The following is a 21,457-nucleotide window of genomic DNA, read 5'->3' on the forward strand; positions in this document are numbered from 1 at the left end:
TGGCGAGCCGATAGGTCACCGACGCACTTCTATTGCGCTTCGGGCCAAGCATAGCGCTTAGTTAGAATCAATCTACAAATTGCCGCCAAGTATCTTTTACACAAGGCCTTTTATCAACAACTGCGCCAGCTGTACGGCGTTGAGGGCCGAGCCCTTGCGTACGTTATCTGACGTCAGCCACAGATTTAGTTCCGCAGGGTCGTCCACGCCTGCGCGAACCCGTCCTACGTACACCACATCCTGGCCGACTGCATCGCCCACAGCCGTTGGGTAGTCACCCTCCTCCACAAGCTCGATTCCAGGCGCTGCGTCCAGTGCGCGATTGACGGCGCCAAGGTCGACCGGCGCACCCAACTGCAACGACACAGTCAGGCTATCGCCAAAAAACACCGGGGCTTGAACGCAGGTCGCGGAAATCTTCAGTAAAGGTGTTTCCAGTACCGCTCGCAGCTCGTGTACGAGACGTTTTTCCAGAGCGGTATGACCTTGGCTATCCGGGGTGCCGACTTGCGCCAACAGGTTGAAGGCCATTTGCCGATCAAAAAACTGCGGCTCCAGCGGTCGCACATTCAAAAGCTCAGCGGTTTGCCGGGCCAGCTCGCTGACGGCCTCGCGGCCCTGCGCAGACACCGCCAGGCTGGCGGTAACGCTGACGCGCTGAATATCCAGCACATCGCGCAATGGCGCGAGCACCACGGCCAGGTTGGTAGCTGAGGGGCTTGGGCTGCCGAGCTGGAAGGGCTTTTTCAAACCCTCGAGGACATGGGCATTGGCTTCCGGCACAACTTGAGGCGCCTGATCGCTCGGCAAGGCACCCGACAGGTCGATCACCGAGCAACCGGCTGCCGTGGCGCGCGGAGCGAAACTCAGGGTTACCGCCGGACCTGCCGCAAAGAACGCCAACTGAGCCTTACTGAAGTCGAACTCATCGACCTCCTTGACCCGCACATTCTTGCCGCGAAACGGCACCGAGGCGCCGGCGGAGTTGCTGCCCGCCAGCAGATACAGGGTGCCCACCGGAAAATCCAGCTCTTCGAGAATCTGTACCAGGGTCTCACCCACGGTGCCGGTAGCGCCGATCACGGCAATTTCAAAGGTCTGGGTCATGGGGGCTTGCCTCGGGCATTGCAGGGGGAGCGGCACTTTACCGGGTGACCGGGGGTGAGGCAATTGACCTGGGGGTTGCGGCGTGGCGAATGCCCCTTCGCGAGCAGGCCCGTTCCCACACTTGATCGCATTTCAACTGAAGCAACTCAGCCGAACATGGACGCGGGCTTGCTCGCAAAGAGGCCCTTAAGGGCAATAAAAAACCCGCGCCTGTCACCAGTCGCGGGCTTTTCGTACAGCCATGAACGATCAACGTTCCAGCAAGATCCGCAGCATGCGACGCAGCGGTTCGGCCGCGCCCCACAACAGCTGGTCGCCAACGGTGAACGCACCGAGGAACTGGCTGCCCATGTTCAGCTTGCGCAGGCGGCCCACCGGTACATTCAGGGTGCCGGTGACCTTGGTCGGACTCAGTTCCTGCATGCTGATATCGCGATTGTTCGGCACCAGCTTGACCCACGGGTTGTGCTGGCTGATCAACGCTTCGATATCCGCGATCGGCACATCTTTGTTCAGCTTGATGGTCAGCGCCTGGCTGTGGCAACGCATGGCGCCAATGCGCACGCAAATACCGTCCACCGGGATCGGGCTCTTGAAACGGCCCAGGATCTTGTTGGTTTCGGCCTGCGCCTTCCACTCTTCGCGGCTCTGGCCGTTCGGCAATTCCTTGTCGATCCACGGGATCAGGCTGCCGGCCAACGGTACGCCGAAATTCTCGGTCGGGTACGCATCGCTACGCATGGCTTCGGCCACGCGACGGTCAATGTCGAGAATCGCACTGGCGGGGTCTGCCAGTTGATCGGCGACAGCAGCGTGGGTCGCGCCCATCTGCTTGATCAGCTCACGCATGTTCTGCGCGCCGGCACCGGAAGCCGCCTGATAGGTCATGGCGCTCATCCACTCGACCAGGCCCGCTTCGAACAAGCCACCCAGGCCCATCAGCATCAGGCTGACGGTGCAATTGCCGCCCACGTAGTTCTTGGTGCCGGCATCCAGTTGCTGATCGATGACCTTGCGGTTCACCGGGTCAAGGATGATCACGGCATCGTCCTGCATGCGCAGGCTCGACGCGGCGTCGATCCAGTAACCCTGCCAGCCGGCCTCGCGCAGCTTGGGGAAGACTTCGCTGGTGTAGTCGCCGCCTTGGCAGGTCAAAATCACGTCGAGGGTTTTCAGCTCTTCAATGCTGTAGGCGTCCTTGAGCGGAGCAATATCCTTGCCCACTGACGGCCCTTGGCCACCCACGTTCGAAGTGGTGAAAAACACCGGCTCAATAAGATCGAAATCCTGCTCTTCCAGCATCCGCTGCATGAGCACGGAACCGACCATACCGCGCCAACCGATCAGACCTACACGTTTCATCGCAACTGCACCTTGTTAAAAAGTGGGCCGCCTTGCAGCAACAACTGCAAGTGGGCCCGAGAGATTACAGATTCCGCAGCGCGGCGACTACTGCGTCGCCCATTTCTTGCGTCCCGACCCTGGTGCAACCCTGCGACCAGATGTCGCCGGTACGCAGCCCCTGGTCCAGCACCAGGCTCACGGCTTTCTCGATGGCGTCTGCCGCATCGGCCAGGTTGAAGCTGTAACGCAGCATCATCGACACCGACAAAATGGTCGCCAGCGGGTTGGCAATGCCCTGGCCCGCGATATCCGGTGCAGAACCGTGGCACGGCTCGTACATACCCTTGTTGTGGGTGTCCAGGGACGCCGACGGCAGCATGCCGATGGAGCCGGTGAGCATCGACGCCTGGTCGGACAGGATGTCGCCGAACAGGTTATCGGTGACGATCACGTCAAACTGCTTCGGTGCGCGTACCAGTTGCATGGCGGCGTTGTCGACGTACATGTGGCTCAGTTCGACATCCGGGTAGTCCTTGGCCACTTCTTCGACGATTTCACGCCACAGCTGGCTGGACGCCAATACGTTGGCCTTGTCCACCGAGCACACCTTCTTGCCACGCACGCGGGCCATGTCGAAGCCGACGCGGGCGATACGGCGGATTTCACTCTCGCTGTAGGGCAGCGTGTCGTAGGCCTGGCGCTCACCATTCTCCAGTTCGCGCACGCCACGTGGCGAGCCAAAGTAGATACCGCCAGTCAGCTCACGCACGATCAGGATATCCAGGCCCGATACCACTTCCGGCTTCAGGCTCGACGCATCGGCCAGTTGCGGGTAGAGGATCGCCGGGCGCAGGTTGCCGAACAGGCCCAGTTGCGCGCGGATTTTCAGCAGGCCGCGCTCTGGGCGGATGTCACGCTCGATCTTGTCCCACTTCGGGCCACCTACGGCGCCGAGCAACACCGCGTCGGCAGCACGAGCACGCTCCAGGGTCTCGTCGGCCAGCGGCACGCCGTGCTTGTCGATGGCGGCACCGCCAATCACGTCGTGGCTCAATTCGAAGCCCAGGCTGTACTTGGTGTTGGCCAATTCCAGAACCTTGACCGCTTCGGCCATGATTTCCGGACCAATACCGTCGCCAGGGAGAATCAGAATCTGCTTGCTCATGGGTTCCTCATTTCATCAAGCGACCCGCCCGAGGGCAGGTCGGGAAAAATTGATCAGCGCTCGGCCCACACCACCAGCACATCGGTGCTGAAGGTGCCGTCGGCTTGAATTTCGTAGTAATCGCGCACTTCCTGGCCCATCGCCTGTTGCAGCTCAAGGATCGCAGTACGCAAGGCCTGAGGCGTGCGCATGCGCTCGACCCAGGAGGTATATTCCAGCCGCAGGCGCTGGCGACTGCTGTTGCGTACATGCAGGCCCGCTTCGCTGAGCTGGCGCATCCACTCGGCGGCGGAGTAATCGCGCACGTGACTGGTGTCGCGCAGTACCTCGACGGTTTGCAGGTAAGTGTCCAACAGCGGGCTGCCCGGTGACAAGACGTCGACAAACGCCGCCACACCGCCCGGCTTGAGCACCCGGCGCACTTCACGCAGGGCCAGGCCCAAGTCGCTCCAGTGGTGGGCCGAGTAGCGACTGAACACGAAGTCGAACTCGCCATCGGCAAACGGCAGGCGCTCGGCGGCGCCATGCACGGTGCGGATGTTGTCCAGGCCACGGTCTACCGCGGCGGCGGCGACCACATCAAGCATCTGCTGGGACAAGTCGTAGGCCACCACTTCCTTGACCAACGGCGCCACGTGGAAGCTGACATGACCGGCGCCACACCCCAGGTCCAGCAGTCGCGCGCCGCCCTGCCCGGCCAGTTCGGCCTGCAGCAGCGCAAATTCGGTACCTTGGGCGTGTACGGCACTGCTCAAGTAGGCGGAGGCTTGCTCGCCGAATTGTTTTTGCACGACTTGGGTGTGGGCGGTACTGGTCATGGTGGTTTCCTTGGGCCTTGCGTTGTGGGTACTGCCGCCTTCGCGAGCAAGCCCGCTCCCACATTTGATTGCCTTTCAACTGAAGAAACTCGGTTGAATGTGGGAGCGGGCTTGTTCGCGAAGCGGCCAGACCGGCTTACATCAAATCAGGCGTCGCGAAACAACCAAGGTTGGCTCGCCCGGTGCTTGGCCTCAAACGCTGCAATTGCGTCGCCGTCCTGCAAAGTCAGGCCGATGTCATCCAGACCGTTAAGCAGGCAGTGTTTGCGGAAGGCATCGACTTCGAAGTGGTACACCTTGCCATCCGGACGGGTCACGGTTTGCGCGGCCAGGTCGACGGTCAGTTGGTAGCCCACCTCGGCCTCCACTTGCTTGAACAGCTCATCCACTTCGGCATCGCTCAAGATGATCGGCAACAGGCCGTTCTTGAAGCTGTTGTTGAAGAAGATATCGGCGTAACTCGGCGCAATGATGCTGCGAAAGCCATATTCTTCCAGGGCCCACGGCGCGTGTTCACGGCTGGAGCCACAACCGAAGTTTTCCCGGGCCAACAGCACACTGGCACCTTGGTAACGCTCGGCGTTGAGCACGAAGTCCTTGTTCAGCGGGCGCTTGGAGTTGTCCTGGTAGGCGTAGCCCACATCCAGGTAGCGCCACTCGTCGAACAGGTTGGGCCCGAAGCCGGTACGCTTGATCGACTTCAAAAACTGCTTGGGGATGATCTGGTCGGTGTCCACGTTGGCACGGTCCAACGGCGCGACTAAACCTGTGTGTTGTGTAAAAGCACGCATCGGGTATTCCTCAGATCAATTCACGAACGTCGATGAAACGACCGTTGACGGCAGCCGCAGCGGCCATGGCCGGGCTGACCAGGTGGGTACGCCCGCCGGCGCCCTGACGCCCTTCGAAGTTACGGTTGGAGGTCGACGCGCAATGCTCGCCCGACTCCAAACGGTCCGGGTTCATCGCCAGGCACATGGAGCAGCCCGGCTCGCGCCATTCAAAACCGGCCTCGAGGAAAATCTTGTCCAGGCCTTCCGCCTCGGCTTGCGCCTTGACCAGGCCCGAGCCCGGCACCACGATCGCCTGCTTGATGGTCGAGGCCACTTTGCGGCCCTTGGCGATCACGGCAGCAGCGCGCAGGTCTTCGATCCGCGAATTGGTGCAGGAACCGATGAACACACGGTCCAACTGGATATCGGTGATTGCCTGGTTGGCCTTCAAGCCCATGTACTTCAACGCTCGTTCGATGGAGCCGCGCTTGACCAGGTCAGCTTCCTGGGCCGGGTCCGGCACGTTCTGGTCGACCGCGAGGACCATCTCAGGCGAAGTGCCCCAGCTGACTTGCGGCTTGATCTGGGCAGCGTCGAGTTCAACCACAGTGTCGAACACCGCGTCGGCGTCGGAGACCAGATCTTTCCAGGCTTGCACAGCGGCATCCCAATCGGCGCCCTGCGGGGCGAATGGACGGCCCTTCACGTATTCAATGGTTTTTTCGTCCGCCGCCACCATGCCCACGCGGGCACCGGCTTCGATGGACATGTTGCAGATGGTCATGCGGCCTTCGATGGACAGATCACGAATGGCGCTGCCGGCGAACTCGATGGCATGGCCGTTACCGCCGGCGGTGCCGATTTTGCCGATCACGGCAAGCACGATGTCCTTGGCGGTCACGCCGAATGGCAGCTTGCCTTCGACCCGCACCAACATGTTCTTCATCTTCTTGGCGACCAGGCACTGGGTGGCGAACACATGTTCCACCTCGGAAGTGCCGATGCCATGGGCCAAAGCGCCGAACGCGCCATGGGTTGACGTGTGGGAGTCACCGCAGACCACGGTCATGCCGGGCAAGGTGGCGCCCTGCTCCGGGCCGATCACATGCACGATGCCTTGACGCACGTCATTCATCTTGAACTCGGTGATGCCATATTCGTCGCAATAGTCATCGAGGGTCTGTACCTGCAGACGCGATACCTGGTCGGCAATAGCGTCAATACCGCCTTTGCGCTCAGGGGTGGTCGGCACGTTGTGATCCGGGGTAGCGATGATGGAATCGACGCGCCACGGCTTGCGCCCGGCCAGCCGCAGGCCTTCGAACGCTTGAGGCGAGGTCACTTCATGGATGATGTGACGGTCGATATAGATCAGCGACGAGCCATCGTCGCGCCGTTTCACTTCATGGGAATCCCAAAGCTTGTCGTAAAGCGTTTTGCCGGCCATCAGTCGGTCCTCATCAGCGGTCTTTCTATGCCCCGGGTCTTGAGACATTCAATAACCCTTTGGCTTGTGAGGCTGATGGTATGGCGCTACATTAAATAACTCAAATTCATATTTTTTATGCTTTGGATTACCAACTGGAATACAAGAATGGACCTGGCCAACCTCAATGCCTTTATTGCTATCGCCGAGACCGGCAGTTTCTCCGGCGCTGGCGAACGCCTGCATCTGACGCAGCCGGCCATTAGCAAACGTATTGCCGGGCTGGAGCAACAATTGAAGGTGCGCCTGTTCGATCGCCTGGGCCGCGAGGTGGGGTTGACCGAGGCCGGGCGGGCCCTGCTGCCGCGCGCTTATCAGATTCTCAACGTGCTGGACGATACACGCCGCGCCCTCACCAACCTGACCGGCGAAGTGAGCGGCCGGCTGACCCTGGCCACCAGCCATCATATTGGCCTGCATCGCTTGCCACCGATCCTGCGCACCTTTACGCGGGAATACCCGAATGTGGCGCTGGATATCCAGTTTCTCGATTCAGAAGTGGCCTACGAAGAAATCCTCCATGGCCGTGCCGAAGTGGCGGTGATCACCCTGGCCCCCGATCCGCACCACGTGGTAAAGGCCACGCCAGTGTGGGATGACCCGCTGGATTTCGTAGTGGCGCCGGAGCACAGCCTCATCAGTAATGGCGGCGTCAGCCTGGCCGATATCGCCCGGCACCCGGCGGTGTTTCCAGGCGGCAATACCTTTACCCACCATATCGTCAGCCGACTGTTCGAAGCCCAGGGCCTGACGCCGAACATCGCGATGAGCACTAACTACCTGGAAACTATAAAGATGATGGTCTCCATCGGCCTGGCCTGGAGCGTACTGCCACGCACTATGCTGGATGACCAGGTGGCACGTATCGCTTTACCGGGCATACAGCTCTGTCGCCAGCTAGGCTATATCGTGCATACCGAAAGGACACTGTCGAACGCTGCGCGGGCTTTCATGAGCCTATTGGATGCACAGGTCGATCTGCCAGGGACACCGGCATGAAACTGTGCGGCCTCAAGGCCTGAAGAAAACCGCGCCGAACGCCCATTGAGCCAAGGCCCTTTGATAATGCCCAACCCCGTCGACTCCGTACCACCTCTGCCCCGTATCTACGCCCTGGATCCCAAGGACGCCGAACAAAGCTGGGACAGCGCGCCCCAGCTACTGGCGGCACTCAATGCTGCGCGGCTGGGTGCATGGTGCTGGGAAATCGACACCGGGCGGATCAGTTGGTCGCGGGGCACCCAGGCGCTGTTCGGCTTTGACCCCAGACAACCGCTGCCCCAAGACCTGGATTACCTCGACCTGCTCGCACCGTCCGATCGCGCCCGCGTGGTGCGGGCTTTTCACGCCGTGCTGGCGGGCGAGCCGTTCGAACAGGCCATGCATCACCGCATCCAGTGGCCGGACGGCAGCCTGCACTGGCTGGAAATCAGTGGCAGCCTGGTCTCGGACAAGGCCGGCCGACGCCGAATGATCGGGGTGATCCGCGAGATCACCCAGCAACGTGAGCGGGAAACCGCCCTGAGCCATTCCGAAAAGCGTTTCGCCACGCTGTTTCACCTGTGCCCCAACATGGTCCTGCTGACACGCCAGGCCGACGGGATGATCAGCGAGGCCAACCAGTATTTCGAAATGCTGTTCGGCTGGCCGGTGGCCGATGCCATCGGCCGCACCACCCTGGAACTGGGCCTGTGGCGTGACCCCGAGCAACGTGCGCTGCTGGTCAAGGCCACCCAGCGCAAAGGCGAACCGATCACCATGGAGGTGCAGTTCTGCGCCAGCAATGGCCAGATCCATGACGGCACCCTCAGCGCGCAAAAGGTCGAGCTGGAGGACGGCGCGTACCTGATCAGTACCTTCCTTGACACCACCGAACGCAAAAACGCCGAGCAAGCCCTCAAGGACAGCCAGGAACGCCTCGACCTGGCGCTGGATTCGGCGCAACTGGGCACCTGGGATTGGCACATCCCCAGCGGCATGCTCTACGGCTCGGCTCGCGCCGCCCAACTGCACGGCCTGCCGCCCGCGCCTTTCCACGAGTCTTTCGACGCTTTCTTTGAAGGGATGTCCGACGAAGAACGCGAGGGCATGCGCAACGCCTACCGCACCTTGCGTGAAGGTCCGGACGGCAACTATCAGTTGACCTACCGCGTCGTGATGGAAGACGGCAGCCCGCGTTACCTGGAAAGCCGTGCCCGCCTCTATCGGGACGAAGCCGGCAAGCCCCTGCGCATGGCCGGCACCTTGCTCGACATCACCGATCAGGTCGAACGCGAACAACGCCTGATAGCTTCCGAAGAAAAGTTCGCCAGCCTGTTCCAGGCCAGCCCCGATCCGATCTGCGTGACTTACCTGGACAGCGGCGCCTTTATCGAAATCAACCCGGCCTTCACCCTGACCTTTGGCTGGACCGCCGCCGAGGTGATCGACAAAAGCGCCGAGCAGATCGGCCTGTGGGATGACTCCAGCAAGCGCCTGCAACGCATCGAGCAAGTGATCCGCGAGCAGTCATTAAGCAATGTGGCCATCGTGGTGCATCACAAAGATGGCCAAAGCCTGACCTGCATGATTTCCAGCCGGCTGATCAAAGTCGGCGACCAGCCCTGCATCGTCACCACCTTGCGCGATATCACCCAACAGCAACGCTCGGAGGCGGCCCTCAAGGCCAGTGAAGAGAAGTTCGCCAAAGCCTTTCATTCCAGCCCCGACGCCATTTCCATCACCGAGCGCGATACTGGCCGCTACGTCGAAGTCAACGACGGTTTCTGCCGCCTGACCGGCTACCGCGCCGAAGAAGCCATCGGCCTGACGCTGTACCAGATCGGCATCTGGGCCGACGAAAACCAGCGCACCGCGCTGCTGGCCGAGCTGCAGATCAAGGGCCGTATTCATCACTTGGAAATGCTCTGGCACAACAAGCGTGGCGATTTGCTTGCAGTGGAAGTCTCGGTCGAACCCATCACCCTGAATGAAACCCCGTGCCTGTTGCTGACGGCCCGGGACGTGAGTTTGCTGAAAAACGCCCAGGCCCAGATTCGTCACCTGGCCTATCACGACCCGCTGACCAACCTGCCCAACCGCGCGCTGCTGATGGACCGCCTGAGCCAGCAGATCGCCCTGCTCAAGCGCCATAACCTGCGCGGTGCCTTGCTGTTCCTGGACCTTGACCACTTCAAGCACATCAACGATTCCCTCGGCCACCCGGTGGGCGACACGGTGTTGAAAATCGTCACGGCGCGCCTGGAGGCCAGCGTGCGCATGGAGGATACGGTGGCACGCCTGGGCGGTGATGAGTTTGTCGTGCTGCTCAGCGGCCTGGACGGCACACGAATGGAGGTCAGCGCTCAGGTGCAGGAGCTGGCCGATACCCTGCGCGAATTGCTTTCAGAACCGATGTTCCTCGATGGTCAGCGCTTGCAGGTCACGCCGAGCATTGGTGTAGCGCTGATTCCCGATCACGGCTCCACACCGGCGGACCTGCTCAAACGCGCCGATATTGCCCTGTACCGGGCCAAGGACTCGGGCCGCAATACCACCCAGATGTTCCATAACAGCATGCAAAAAACCGCCAGTGAACGGCAGCGCATGGAGACCGACCTGCGCCTGGCTCTGTCACGCGGCGAGTTCAGCATGCATTACCAACCCCAGGTGGATGCGCGTGGCAATGTGATCGTCGGTGCCGAAGCCTTGGTGCGCTGGCAGCATCCGCAACTGGGTGCACAGTCGCCCAGCGAATTTATCAAGGTGCTGGAAGACAGCGGCCTGATCCTGGAGGTCGGCACCTGGATTCTCGATGAGGCGTGCGGCGCCTTTGCGCAATTGATTGCCGAGCGCCTGGTAGACCCGCTGAATTTCAGCCTGTGCGTCAATATCAGTCCGCGACAGTTTCGCCAGAACGACTTCGTCGAGCAGGTTGAGCGCAGCCTCAAGCAACACCAGCTGCCCTATAGCCTGCTGAAGCTGGAAATCACTGAAGGCATCGTGATCCAGAATCTGGATGACACCGTGGCCAAAATGCGCCGCCTGAAAAAACTTGGGGTTAGCTTCGCGATGGACGACTTCGGCACCGGCTATTCGTCGCTGACTTACCTCAAACGCCTGCCGGTGGATACGCTGAAGATCGATCAGTCCTTTGTGCGTGACGCCACCCATGACCCTAACGATGCGGAAATCATCCGTGCCATTGTGGCCATGGCGCGCAGCCTGAACCTGACGGTGATTGCCGAAGGCGTGGAAACCCCGGAACAGTTGGCATTTCTGCAAATGCTGGGGTGTCACTTGTTCCAAGGGTATTTGCATAGCCGGCCGTTGCCGATCGAGGGGTTCCGGCGGCTATTGGAGTGAGCCCACTGGGCAGGATTTTTTCCTTTCGGCATTTCAGTTCGGGTTTGTAAGGTCGACCTCAAACCAGCTTCAACGCACGGAACCCCGTGTTCATCCACCCGGAAGACGCCAGCTCATGTTTTTGCCCATAAAAGTCGAGCATCCCCTCAATGACGGCGACCGAATGGCTACTGTTCGCCAGCGTGCCGATGGCACCTCTGGCCAATTCATTCACGTCACTTTCCCGTATATAACCAAATAGCCCCAGTCGCCGCAGGGCCTGCCCTGGAAACTCGCCATCATTGAGCGCCTCCAAGGCTGATTGATAGCTCTGGCCGGCGCGAAAGTCACTGTTCTTCAGATGTGCCCGCTTGGCACTCACGGCGTACAGGAAGTTGGCGTCGTCGAGCAGCCGCTGGTCACTGCCGGCCAGCCCTGAGGCGGCCCTGGCCTGGTTCAACTCTTTATGGGTCAGCGACAGGCTTAAGCCATCCCGCATGACCACCTCATACCCACCGGGGGTTGCAGTGACCTGCCGAAAAATATCTTGAGGCCTTTGCCCGAACCTCATCATTGCCGCCTTGATCGCCGACACCGTCACGCAATTACCCGGCTGCCCCTGATAAAAGCCGCTCCAGATGTCCGCCGGCTTTTGACCTGCCAACACGTTGTGCGCTGCGGCGCCCGGGCGAGGCTTGTCGGCGAACAACCTGTAACCATAACGGCCATCCACCCGGCACGCGCGACCGTTGTCGCTCCCCACCCCACCCACCACCAGTGCACTGCCAAACTGGCGGGTGCCCATCACAGCCACCACACCCTCGCCCATCATTTCGCTCGGCGGTACATGCTGGGAGAGGCCATACACCCCCATGCCCTGCAGGCACCGCAGGGTGGTTTCACCCTGGAGCGTCTTGGCCAGCGCAGCCTCAAAACCAGCGTAATCGCCGACCTGTTGCTTGCGCTTCACAAAGACGGCCAATGCAAAGTTGGCCGCCCTGACCGCCTCATAGTCATCACCGTAGAACCTGGATGCCTGAGCGGTTTGCCTCAGTTCATCCTGCGTCACATGGACTTTGAATTCATCCTTCATCGTGACGTCGTATCCGTTACCTGAAGGCTCCACCTGATTGAACATATCGGCGGGCGTGGGGCCCAAGGTTGCCATCATCAGCTTGATCACGGCGGCATGGGTGCTGCCGTCGAAGTGCTCACCAAACCGCCGCTCGGCGACCTTGAAGGGATTCACGACAGGCTGCTTACCCCCCGAAACCGGCTGAGTGGAGGCCATCAGTTGAGAGTGGGCTGTAGAGACGGTGGATTTTAAGCTCGAAGCAATCATGGGCCAGATTCCTGATATATGCCCTGACGTTCGTGGGATAACGCGCCGTTCGGTTCCGGCTGTCACGTTTCACAATAAGAAAAGGGCGCCAATGGCGCCCTTGCCGGGAAGTCTCTCTGCGTTACGCGGCCACCGCCGGATGGGGCATGCCCAACAAACGGCTGACCTGCTCCAGCTGCGTCTCGCGACGCATCGCGGCGAACAGTTCTACCGCTTCCGGATAATTTCGCGTCAACATTGCCAGCCACTGCTTCAAACGGCCCGGAGCCTGGCGTTCGGTCAGTTGCGCCACCGATTGGGTCCAGAAGTCCTGGAGCATGGGCTGCATCTGCGCCCAGGTCATTTCCACGACTTCCTCACCGGCTCGCGCGGCGGCGATCTGTCGTGCCAAGTCCGGGCGCGCTACCAGGCCGCGACCAAGCATGATGTCCTCGGCGCCGCTGACTTCCCGGCAACGCTGCCAGTCTTCCACGCTCCAGATATCGCCATTGGCGAACACCGGGACCTTGACCACATCCTGCACTCGCGGAATCCATTCCCAATGAGCAGGCGGCTTGTAGCCGTCGGTCTTGGTGCGCGCATGCACCACGATATGCGCCGCGCCACCTTCGGCCAAAGCCGTGGCGCAGACCAGCGCACCGTCCGGGCTGTCAAACCCGAGGCGCATTTTGGCGGTGACTGGAATATGCGCCGGAACCGCACGGCGCACGTGCTCGACGATCTGGTTGAGCAACTCGGGCTCTTTGAGCAGCACCGCGCCGCCTCGGGATTTGTTGACGGTCTTGGCCGGGCAGCCGAAATTCAGGTCGATCACCTGGGAGCCCAGTTCGCAGGCCAGAGCGGCGTTTTCCGCCAGGCAGACCGGGTCGGAGCCGAGCAATTGCACGCGCAACGGCACGCCCGCTGCGGTGTGGGCGCCGTGCAGCAGTTCCGGGGCAAGTTTATGAAAATACGCAGGCGTCAACAGACGGTCGTTAACGCGGATGAACTCGGTCACGCACCAATCAATACCGCCCACGCGGGTCAATACGTCCCGCAGGATGTTGTCGACCAACCCCTCCATGGGCGCCAAAGCAATTTGCATGGAAAACACTCAACAAAAATCGTGGCGCAGTTTACTGGGTTTCCTACGGCAACCGTTAACCCCCTGTCAGGGCGGGGCCGTAACCTTCAAGAAATTCGGCAGGCATGCGCTTGGGCTTGCCGCTGGACAGCTCGATACAGACAAAGGTGGTTTGCGCACGCAGCAGCGTCGCGCCGTCGCGGGGGCGCACCAACTGGAAACGGCGGGTCATTTTCAGGCGCTGGTCCCAATCGACGATCCAGGTGGCCAGTTGAAGCTCGTCACCTTCATAGCCTGCCGCCAGGTAATCGATCTCGTGACGTACCACTGCCATGGCACGATCCAGGCGGCGGTACTCGGTGAGGTCCAATCCCAAGCGCTGGGAATGGCGCCAGGCGCAACGCTCCAGCCAGGACACATACACCGCATTGTTGGCGTGCCCCAGGCCATCAATGTCCTCAGGGGCGACCTGCAGATCGATGATAAACGGCGTTGCCAAATCCCAGCCCATGCTTGCTCCAGTCGATTAATGTCGGCGGGGGCAGTGTATCAGGCGGTTTGCCGCGCCTGTAGACGGCAGCCGGCCAGCAGGCTCAGCACACCGTCGATCACCCGGGGATCAGCCAGTACTTTCTGGTGACCACCACTCTCCAGACGCAACAGGCGGCTGTCGAACCAGGCCTCGTGAATGGCTTGAGAAGCCTTGACCGGCACGAACATATCGTCTTCGGCATGTACGATCAGACCCGGGATATTCATTTGGTAGTGAGCGACATCCAAGTGTTTGAGCGGCATGCCGAAGGCCCATTCGACCTCCTGGATAAAGGCCGAGCGTGCCCGTGGCGGCAAACCGACCATGCCCGCGAACCCGCGCAGCACATCCAGGAAACGCGACGGCGCAGCGATACTGACCAACGCCCCGGTACGCAACCCCAACTGAATGGCCAGCATGGCACTGGCACCGCCCATGGAATGGCCGATCACCGCATGCAGCGGCGGCAATTCGGCAGCGGCCTCAAGCATGGCCCGGGCGAACAGCAACACATGCGCTTCACGCCCCGGCGAACGACCATGGGCAGGCCCCTCCAGTGCGATGACCGAATAACCTTCGCGCACCAACACCGTGATCAAGCTGGCGAACTGCGTGGGGCGCCCTTCCCAGCCGTGCATCAGCAATACGGCAGGCCCTTGCCCCCATCGCAGTGCAGACAGACCGAAACGCAAAGTGATGCGCTCTGATTGGGCCAATAACGGCAGCTCCCAATCGCGCGGAGGCAGGTCCCGAGGTGTCATGAAGGTACGACGCATCTTGCTTGCGACCGTGTGCGGCGCCAGGCGGCCGACGGTGCCGTTGAAACCCCGAATCCATTTCAGTGCGCCCATGATCGACTCCTCTTCTCAGCGCACCGCCGACTTGGCTGCGCGTAACACTCGGTCAGACAGCTCGCACGGGCCCAGGGCTCGCGCAAGGGCCAGGCCACCGATCATCAACGCCATGTCAGCCAGGGCTTTGTCGGTGTCTTCAGGACTGGCGGCCAATTGCGCCGCCATCAGTTCCACATGTTCATTCAATGCGTGGCGAAATTCATCCGGCAGGCGACTCATCTCGCCGACGGTTGCCGGTATCGGGCAGGCCTGGGCGGTTGAGTCACGGTGTTTGCGCGACAGATAAAACGCCGCCACCAGACTTCTGCGCTCCTCACCGGTGAGCTGCGCATCCATATCGTCAATCGAGGCACGCCGCCTTGCCAATAACTGTGTGAATGCCTCCAGCATCAGCGCGTCCTTGCTTTCAAAGTGCGCATAGAAACCGCCGACCGTAAGCCCGGCGGCGCCCATGACTTCACCCACACTGGGCTCGGCAGGGCCGCGCTGGATCAATGCAGCACTGGCCGCTTGCAGAATGCGTTCGCGGGTTTGCGCTTTTTTATCGCTCATCGTTGCCTCCCTCTCTCATGGGCCGAATATTATTACCATAATAATATTGCGCAAGCGACAGGCATGACCGCTGGTCAGAAGAGAAGATTGAGCGAAAGGAGAGAAAGGGTTAAACACCAGACAAACAAAAGGGCCATTCAATAATTGAATGACCCTTTAAAATCCCGCAGAGCGGGTAATCGTGGCGTCCCCTAGGGGACTCGAACCCCTGTTACCGCCGTGAAAGGGCGGTGTCCTAGGCCACTAGACGAAGGGGACACAAACCTTCTGTACAACTGATCAGTGCTGAGAACTGATCGATTCAAGGACGGTGTGGCCAGACCTTGAACCTGTAAATTGGTGGAGCTAAACGGGATCGAACCGTTGACCTCTTGCATGCCATGCAAGCGCTCTCCCAGCTGAGCTATAGCCCCGGATTTTTCGCCTCGCGGCGCAGCAGACCTTTCGAACTGCTTGTTGAAACTGGCGTCCCCTAGGGGACTCGAACCCCTGTTACCGCCGTGAAAGGGCGGTGTCCTAGGCCACTAGACGAAGGGGACAAAACCTTCTGTACAACTGATCAGCGCTGAGAGCTGATCGATTCAAGGACGGTGTGGCCAGACCTTGAACCTGTAAATTGGTGGAGCTAAACGGGATCGAACCGTTGACCTCTTGCATGCCATGCAAGCGCTCTCCCAGCTGAGCTATAGCCCCTCATCGGTGAGGACGGGGCGAATCTTAATGGCGGTTTGGAAGTGTGTCAAATTTATTTTCAACAATTTCCAAAGTTTTTTGCCGGGATAACAATCACTTACCGGCGAAACCCCGAAAAGCCGGGGTTTCGTCGTTACAACAGCCTGCTTAAGCAATAGCGCCCAGCAGCTTTTCCCACTCTTTGTTTTCTTTCTTCGACACACCACCAAGCAAATCAAGAGCTTGGCGCAGACGGAAACGCGTGAGGTCCGGGCCAAGGATTTCCATCGCATCGAGTACCGACACCGAACTGGCCTGCCCGGTGATCGCGGCAAACATCAGCGGCATGGCATCACGCAATTTCAGCTCGAGGGATTCAACCACGGCCTGGATCGTCGCGGTAATCGCATCTTTCTCCCACTGACGCAGGCTTTCGAGCTTCCACAAGATCAGTTGCATCAACTGGCGAACCTGATCGCCCGAGAGCTTCTTGGACTCGAACAGCTTGGCATCCGGGCTTACGCCACCGGCAAAGAAGAAGCTGGCCAGCGGTGCAACCTGGCTGAACGTCTCCACCCTGCCCTGCACCAACGGTGCGATCTTCATCATGTACTCGGGATTCAACGCCCATTGCTGCACACGGCTGGCGAACTCTTCCACCGGCAGATCACGCAGCCACTGGCCATTGAGCCACGACAGTTTCTCGATATCGAAGATGGGCCCACCCAGGGATACGCGGGACAGGTCGAAGTTGTCGACCATTTCCTGCAGCGAGAACTTCTCACGCTCGTCCGGCATCGACCAGCCCATGCGACCCAGATAGTTGAGCATCGCCTCCGGCATGAAGCCCATGCGCTCGTAAAACGTCACCGATGTCGGATTCTTGCGTTTGGACAACTTGCTCTTGTCCGGGTTACGCAGCAGCGGCATATAGCACAGCTGCGGTTGTTCCCAGCCGAAATATTCGTAGAGCAGGATCAGCTTCGGCGCCGACGGCAGCCATTCTTCACCACGCAACACGTGGGTGATGCCCATCAGGTGATCGTCGACCACGTTGGCCAGGAAGTACGTCGGCAAGCCGTCGGTCTTCATCAGCACCTGCATGTCCATACGGTCCCACGGGATCTCGACGTCACCGCGCAGCATGTCCGGCACCACGCACACGCCTTCGCTCGGCACTTTCATACGAATGACGTGCGGCTCGCCAGCGGCCAGGCGCCGAGCCACTTCTTCCTTCGACAACAACAGCGCGCGGCCGTCGTAGCGCGGGGTTTCGCCACGTGCCATTTGCTCGGCACGCATCTGGTCCAGCTCCTCGGCAGTGCAGAAGCATGGGAAAGCATGCCCCATGTCGACCAACTGCTGGGTGTACTGCTTGTAGATGTCGCTACGCTCGCTCTGGCGATACGGACCATGCGGGCCGCCGACGTCCGGGCCTTCCGCCCAGGTAATGCCCAACCAGCGCAGGGCGTCGAAAATCTGCTGTTCCGACTCACGGGTCGAACGCAGTTGGTCGGTGTCTTCGATCCGCAGGATGAATTCACCACCGTGCTGCTTGGCAAAGCAGTAGTTGAACAAGGCGATGTAAGCAGTGCCGACGTGGGGATCCCCAGTAGGCGATGGCGCAATGCGCGTGCGGACGGTGGTCATGGCAGGTCTCGAATGGGCGATAAAACTGAAAATTGAAACAAGGGGCGAATGGTAACAGCCTGGGGTGGTTGGGCTCCAGCGTGGGTGAATCTGCTAGACCGAGGCGCCTGCACTCGCGAGCAGGCCGGCCCCTGCATCTGATCGATTCCGACATGAGAATGCGGTGGAATGCAGGGGCGGACTTGCTCGCGAAGAGGTCTGCACGGTCACATCACCTCAAACCGCCAGCAACCGCTCACGCAACTTGCCGATCTCATCCCGCGTCTGCGCCGCCGCCTCGAACTCCAGATCCCGCGCCAGTTGGTACATCTTCTCTTCCAACTGCCGGATACGCTTGGTGATCTCACTCGGTGAACGCAGTTCGCTCTCGTACTTGGCGCTTTCCTCGGCAGCCTTGGCCATACCCTTGCGCTTCTTGCTGCGCGAGCCGGGCACAGTGGCGCCTTCCATGATGTCCGCGACGTCCTTGAACACACCCTTGGGCGTAATGCCGTTGGCCAGGTTGAAGGCTATCTGCTTGTCGCGACGACGCTCGGTCTCGCCAATCGCCCGCTCCATGGAGCCGGTGATGCGGTCGGCGTAAAGGATCGCACGGCCATTGAGGTTACGCGCGGCGCGGCCGATGGTCTGTATCAACGAGCGCTCCGAACGCAGGAAGCCCTCCTTGTCGGCATCCAGGATCGCCACCAGCGACACTTCCGGCATATCCAGGCCTTCACGCAGCAGGTTGATGCCCACCAGCACATCAAAGGTGCCCAGGCGCAGGTCACGGATGATTTCCACGCGCTCCACGGTGTCGATGTCCGAGTGCAGGTAGCGCACGCGCACGCCGTGGTCAGCCAGGTAGTCGGTCAGGTCTTCGGCCATGCGCTTGGTCAACGTGGTCACCAGCACCCGCTCTTCCAGGGCCACGCGCTTGCCGATTTCCGACAGCAGGTCGTCCACCTGGGTCAATGCCGGACGGATTTCCACCTGCGGGTCAACCAGGCCCGTTGGCCTGACCACCTGTTCGACCACGCGGCCGGCATGCTCGGCCTCGTAGTTGCCCGGCGTAGCGGATACAAAGATGGTCTGCGGGCTGATGGCCTCCCATTCATCAAAGCGCATCGGCCGGTTATCCAGCGCCGAAGGCAAGCGGAACCCATACTCCACCAACGTTTCTTTACGCGAACGGTCGCCCTTATACATGGCGCCCACCTGCGGCACGCTGACGTGGGACTCATCGATCACCAGCAAAGCGTCTGGCGGCAGGTAATCGTAGAGGGTCGGCGGCGGTGCACCGGATTCGCGGCCCGACAGGTAGCGCGAGTAGTTTTCGATACCGTTGCAGTAACCCAGCTCCAGGATCATCTCCAGGTCGAAGCGGGTGCGCTGCTCCAGGCGCTGGGCCTCCACCAGCTTGTTATTGGCGCGCAGGTACTCCAGGCGCTCAGCCAGCTCCACCTTGATACCCTCGACGGCGCCCATCAGGGTTTCACGCGGGGTCACGTAGTGGCTCTTCGGATAAAAGGTGAAACGCGGCAGCTTGCGGATCACCTCGCCGGTCAACGGGTCGAAAGCCGACAGGCTCTCGACTTCATCGTCAAACAGCTCGATGCGGATCGCTTCCAGGTCGGATTCGGCCGGGTAGATGTCGATCACATCGCCGCGCACGCGAAAGGTGGCGCGGGCAAAGTCCATGTCGTTACGGGTGTACTGCAAGCTGGCCAGGCGGCGTAGCAGTTCGCGCTGGTCGAGTTTGTCGCCGCGGTCGACGTGCAGCACCATCTTCAGATAGGTTTCCGGGCTGCCCAAGCCGTAGATGCACGACACCGTCGTAACGATGATCGCGTCCTTGCGCTCCAGCAAAGCCTTGGTCGCCGACAACCGCATCTGTTCGATGTGGTCGTTGATCGACGCATCCTTCTCAATGAAGGTGTCGGACGACGGCACGTAGGCTTCGGGCTGGTAGTAGTCGTAGTAGGAAACGAAGTACTCCACCGCATTGTTCGGGAAGAACGCCTTGAACTCGCCGTACAGTTGCGCGGCCAGGGTCTTGTTGGGCGCCAGCACCAAGGTCGGACGGTTGATCTGGGCGATTACGTTGGCGATGCTGAACGTCTTGCCCGAACCGGTTACCCCGAGCAGCGTCTGGTGCGCCAGGCCGGCCTCGATACCCTCGACCATCTGGCGAATGGCTTCCGGCTGATCGCCGGCGGGTTCAAAGCGGGTGACGAGTTGGAAATCCGACATAACGTACCTCGTGAAGTCACCCCCAGACTGTAAACCCGTCGAGGACGAAATAGACCACCATCCGCGAAGATTCAGTGCGGGTAGTAGGAAAAGACCATGATAGCCATAGAACTGGTGGCGAATGTGACGGGTTTCAAGGCAATCGCCCTACCTGCCCTCCAGAATCAATGTTGCAATAAGACTAACGGTCAACAAATAAACCGAAAAACTTGGCCGAAAAGCCGTTTCGGTTGTCGCCTCAAGCGGTGATGGCCTCTATACTAGCTCCCCGTTTGTGCACCGCTCTAGTGCCTTCGGCTGGAGCGCGACACGTCCCTCCCTTCCCCCATAGAGCTGCCGCAAAAATGAGCCTGTTCTCCGCTGTCGAAATGGCACCACGCGATCCTATCCTGGGCCTCAACGAAGCATTCAACGCCGATACACGAACCACCAAGGTCAACCTTGGCGTGGGCGTTTACTGCAACGAGGAGGGGAAGATTCCACTCTTGCGTGCCGTTGCCGAAGCGGAAGCCATTCGCGTGGCGCAACACGCCGCCCGCGGCTACTTGCCTATCGATGGCATCGCAGCTTATGACAAAGCCGTACAAACCCTGCTGTTCGGCGCAGAATCCGCGCTGCTGAGCGCCGGCCGTGTGGTCACCGTACAGGCCGTCGGCGGCACCGGCGCCCTGAAGATCGGCGCCGACTTCCTCAAGCAATTGCTGCCCAACGCCGTCGTCGCCATCAGCGACCCAAGCTGGGAAAACCACCGTGCCCTGTTCGAAACCGCCGGTTTCCCGGTGCAGAACTACCGCTACTACGACGCCGCCACCCACGATGTGAACCGCGCCGGCCTGCTGGAAGACCTCAACGCCCTGCCGCCACAGTCGATCGTGGTACTGCACGCCTGCTGCCACAACCCGACCGGTGTCGACCTGAGCCCGGCCGACTGGCAGAACGTGCTGGACGTGGTCAAGGCCAAAAACCTGGTGCCGTTCCTCGACATGGCCTACCAGGGCTTTGGCGACGGTATCCACGAAGATGCCGCGGCGGTGCGCCTGTTTGCCGAGTCGGGCCTGACCTTCTTTGTGTCCAGCTCGTTCTCCAAATCGTTCTCCCTGTACGGCGAACGCGTAGGCGCGCTGTCGATTGTTGGTGAGTCCAGGGAAGAAAGCGCGCGCATCCTGTCCCAGGTCAAGCGCGTGATCCGCACCAACTACTCCAACCCGCCGACCCACGGCGCAGCCATCGTGGCAGCGGTGCTGAACAACCCGGAACTGCGCGCCCAGTGGGAAGCCGAATTGGGCGAAATGCGCCTGCGCATCCGTGGCATGCGTGAGCAGATGGTCGCCGACCTGGCCAAGGCTGCTCCAGGCCATGACTTCAGCTTCGTTGGTCGCCAGCGCGGGATGTTCTCCTACTCCGGCCTGACCGTTGAGCAAGTCACCCGCCTGCGCAACGAGTTTGGCATCTACGCGCTGGACACCGGGCGCATCTGTGTGGCGGCGTTGAACCAGTCGAACATTGACGCGGTCACAAAGGCAATCGTTCAGGTGCTGTAAGCC

At 60.6% G+C, this 21,457-nt stretch carries 16 protein-coding genes and 4 tRNA genes; 3 read left to right on the top strand and 17 right to left on the bottom strand.

Annotated elements, in window-relative coordinates; translation table 11 throughout:
• Nucleotides 1–96 precede the first annotated feature (96 nt).
• The 6 genes from EXW71_RS06135 to leuC form a co-directional block, all read right to left on the bottom strand.
• Entirely contained in the window at nucleotides 97–1,107 is a 1,011-nt protein-coding gene (locus EXW71_RS06135; protein ID WP_134656762.1) for an aspartate-semialdehyde dehydrogenase, read from the bottom strand.
• A gap of 249 nt (nucleotides 1,108–1,356) precedes the next feature.
• On the bottom strand, nucleotides 1,357–2,469 hold the full coding sequence (gene asd / locus EXW71_RS06140) for an aspartate-semialdehyde dehydrogenase (RefSeq protein WP_025856452.1): 1,113 nt from the start codon (nucleotides 2,467–2,469) through the stop codon (nucleotides 1,357–1,359).
• 64 nt (nucleotides 2,470–2,533) lie between these two features.
• Nucleotides 2,534–3,616, bottom strand: a complete 1,083-nt coding sequence (gene leuB / locus EXW71_RS06145) for a 3-isopropylmalate dehydrogenase (RefSeq protein WP_134656763.1) — start codon at nucleotides 3,614–3,616, stop codon at nucleotides 2,534–2,536.
• Between the two features lie 53 nt (nucleotides 3,617–3,669).
• A complete protein-coding gene (locus EXW71_RS06150; protein ID WP_123717679.1) occupies nucleotides 3,670–4,434 on the bottom strand; it encodes a class I SAM-dependent methyltransferase in 765 nt (254 codons plus the stop codon).
• A 146-nt stretch (nucleotides 4,435–4,580) separates the two neighbouring features.
• Nucleotides 4,581–5,225 (bottom strand): 3-isopropylmalate dehydratase small subunit, encoded by a 645-nt coding sequence (gene leuD / locus EXW71_RS06155; protein WP_134656764.1) that lies wholly within the window; start codon nucleotides 5,223–5,225, stop codon nucleotides 4,581–4,583.
• Nucleotides 5,226–5,235: 10 nt separating this feature from the next.
• On the bottom strand, nucleotides 5,236–6,654 hold the full coding sequence (leuC, locus tag EXW71_RS06160; protein WP_123717677.1) for a 3-isopropylmalate dehydratase large subunit: 1,419 nt from the start codon (nucleotides 6,652–6,654) through the stop codon (nucleotides 5,236–5,238).
• A gap of 147 nt (nucleotides 6,655–6,801) precedes the next feature.
• Between leuC and EXW71_RS06165 the strand changes: the two genes are divergently transcribed.
• Together EXW71_RS06165 and EXW71_RS06170 are read left to right on the top strand one after the other, a co-directional pair.
• Nucleotides 6,802–7,692, top strand: a complete 891-nt coding sequence (locus EXW71_RS06165; RefSeq protein WP_123717676.1) for a LysR family transcriptional regulator — start codon at nucleotides 6,802–6,804, stop codon at nucleotides 7,690–7,692.
• 66 nt (nucleotides 7,693–7,758) lie between these two features.
• On the top strand, nucleotides 7,759–11,037 hold the full coding sequence (locus EXW71_RS06170) for an EAL domain-containing protein (protein WP_134656765.1): 3,279 nt from the start codon (nucleotides 7,759–7,761) through the stop codon (nucleotides 11,035–11,037).
• Nucleotides 11,038–11,095: 58 nt separating this feature from the next.
• On the opposite strand, the gene EXW71_RS06175 is transcribed toward EXW71_RS06170, so the two are convergent.
• The 11 genes from EXW71_RS06175 to uvrB form a co-directional block, all read right to left on the bottom strand.
• Nucleotides 11,096–12,358: a hypothetical protein gene (locus EXW71_RS06175; protein WP_134656766.1), complete on the bottom strand. Its 1,263-nt coding sequence runs from the start codon at nucleotides 12,356–12,358 to the stop codon at nucleotides 11,096–11,098.
• Between the two features lie 121 nt (nucleotides 12,359–12,479).
• Nucleotides 12,480–13,442 (bottom strand): tRNA-dihydrouridine synthase, encoded by a 963-nt coding sequence (locus tag EXW71_RS06180; RefSeq protein ID WP_123717673.1) that lies wholly within the window; start codon nucleotides 13,440–13,442, stop codon nucleotides 12,480–12,482.
• Nucleotides 13,443–13,497: 55 nt separating this feature from the next.
• Nucleotides 13,498–13,932, bottom strand: a complete 435-nt coding sequence (locus EXW71_RS06185) for a thioesterase family protein (RefSeq protein ID WP_123717672.1) — start codon at nucleotides 13,930–13,932, stop codon at nucleotides 13,498–13,500.
• Between the two features lie 38 nt (nucleotides 13,933–13,970).
• On the bottom strand, nucleotides 13,971–14,804 hold the full coding sequence (locus tag EXW71_RS06190; protein ID WP_134656767.1) for an alpha/beta fold hydrolase: 834 nt from the start codon (nucleotides 14,802–14,804) through the stop codon (nucleotides 13,971–13,973).
• A gap of 15 nt (nucleotides 14,805–14,819) precedes the next feature.
• Entirely contained in the window at nucleotides 14,820–15,359 is a 540-nt protein-coding gene (locus EXW71_RS06195) for a TetR/AcrR family transcriptional regulator (RefSeq protein ID WP_123717670.1), read from the bottom strand.
• 182 nt (nucleotides 15,360–15,541) lie between these two features.
• Nucleotides 15,542–15,617: transfer RNA gene (locus EXW71_RS06200), tRNA-Glu, on the bottom strand.
• A 79-nt stretch (nucleotides 15,618–15,696) separates the two neighbouring features.
• Nucleotides 15,697–15,772: transfer RNA gene (locus EXW71_RS06205), tRNA-Ala, on the bottom strand.
• A 50-nt stretch (nucleotides 15,773–15,822) separates the two neighbouring features.
• A tRNA-Glu gene (locus EXW71_RS06210) sits at nucleotides 15,823–15,898 on the bottom strand.
• A 78-nt stretch (nucleotides 15,899–15,976) separates the two neighbouring features.
• Nucleotides 15,977–16,052: transfer RNA gene (locus EXW71_RS06215), tRNA-Ala, on the bottom strand.
• A 147-nt stretch (nucleotides 16,053–16,199) separates the two neighbouring features.
• Nucleotides 16,200–17,681, bottom strand: coding sequence for a glutamate--tRNA ligase (gene gltX, locus EXW71_RS06220; RefSeq protein ID WP_123717669.1), 1,482 nt, complete (start codon nucleotides 17,679–17,681; stop codon nucleotides 16,200–16,202).
• A gap of 216 nt (nucleotides 17,682–17,897) precedes the next feature.
• Nucleotides 17,898–19,913 carry an excinuclease ABC subunit UvrB gene (gene uvrB / locus EXW71_RS06225; protein ID WP_134656768.1) on the bottom strand — a complete coding sequence of 672 codons (2,016 nt, stop codon included), beginning with the start codon at nucleotides 19,911–19,913 and terminating at the stop codon, nucleotides 17,898–17,900.
• Nucleotides 19,914–20,257: 344 nt separating this feature from the next.
• Here uvrB and EXW71_RS06230 point away from each other — a divergent pair, with 344 nt between their 5' ends.
• The gene (locus EXW71_RS06230; RefSeq protein WP_134656769.1) at nucleotides 20,258–21,454 is read left to right on the top strand and encodes an amino acid aminotransferase; all 1,197 of its coding nucleotides are present in this window, start codon (nucleotides 20,258–20,260) and stop codon (nucleotides 21,452–21,454) included.
• The last annotated feature ends 3 nt before the right edge of the window (nucleotides 21,455–21,457 follow it).

It is taken from the genome of Pseudomonas sp. BCA17 (assembly GCF_004519405.1).
Taxonomy (GTDB): domain Bacteria; phylum Pseudomonadota; class Gammaproteobacteria; order Pseudomonadales; family Pseudomonadaceae; genus Aquipseudomonas.

Bases quoted from the DNA above. Each gene is read 5' to 3' on its own strand.
- EXW71_RS06135 (WP_134656762.1), bottom strand. From the start codon at position 1,107: ATGACCCAGACCTTTGAAATTGCCGTGATCGGCGCTACCGGCACCGTG.
- asd (WP_025856452.1), bottom strand. From the start codon at position 2,469: ATGAAACGTGTAGGTCTGATCGGTTGGCGCGGTATGGTCGGTTCCGTG.
- leuB (WP_134656763.1), bottom strand. From the start codon at position 3,616: ATGAGCAAGCAGATTCTGATTCTCCCTGGCGACGGTATTGGTCCGGAA.
- EXW71_RS06150 (WP_123717679.1), bottom strand. From the start codon at position 4,434: ATGACCAGTACCGCCCACACCCAAGTCGTGCAAAAACAATTCGGCGAG.
- leuD (WP_134656764.1), bottom strand. From the start codon at position 5,225: ATGCGTGCTTTTACACAACACACAGGTTTAGTCGCGCCGTTGGACCGT.
- leuC (WP_123717677.1), bottom strand. From the start codon at position 6,654: ATGGCCGGCAAAACGCTTTACGACAAGCTTTGGGATTCCCATGAAGTG.
- EXW71_RS06165 (WP_123717676.1), top strand. From the start codon at position 6,802: ATGGACCTGGCCAACCTCAATGCCTTTATTGCTATCGCCGAGACCGGC.
- EXW71_RS06170 (WP_134656765.1), top strand. From the start codon at position 7,759: ATGCCCAACCCCGTCGACTCCGTACCACCTCTGCCCCGTATCTACGCC.
- EXW71_RS06175 (WP_134656766.1), bottom strand. From the start codon at position 12,358: ATGATTGCTTCGAGCTTAAAATCCACCGTCTCTACAGCCCACTCTCAA.
- EXW71_RS06180 (WP_123717673.1), bottom strand. From the start codon at position 13,442: ATGCAAATTGCTTTGGCGCCCATGGAGGGGTTGGTCGACAACATCCTG.
- EXW71_RS06185 (WP_123717672.1), bottom strand. From the start codon at position 13,932: ATGGGCTGGGATTTGGCAACGCCGTTTATCATCGATCTGCAGGTCGCC.
- EXW71_RS06190 (WP_134656767.1), bottom strand. From the start codon at position 14,804: ATGGGCGCACTGAAATGGATTCGGGGTTTCAACGGCACCGTCGGCCGC.
- EXW71_RS06195 (WP_123717670.1), bottom strand. From the start codon at position 15,359: ATGAGCGATAAAAAAGCGCAAACCCGCGAACGCATTCTGCAAGCGGCC.
- gltX (WP_123717669.1), bottom strand. From the start codon at position 17,681: ATGACCACCGTCCGCACGCGCATTGCGCCATCGCCTACTGGGGATCCC.
- uvrB (WP_134656768.1), bottom strand. From the start codon at position 19,913: ATGTCGGATTTCCAACTCGTCACCCGCTTTGAACCCGCCGGCGATCAG.
- EXW71_RS06230 (WP_134656769.1), top strand. From the start codon at position 20,258: ATGAGCCTGTTCTCCGCTGTCGAAATGGCACCACGCGATCCTATCCTG.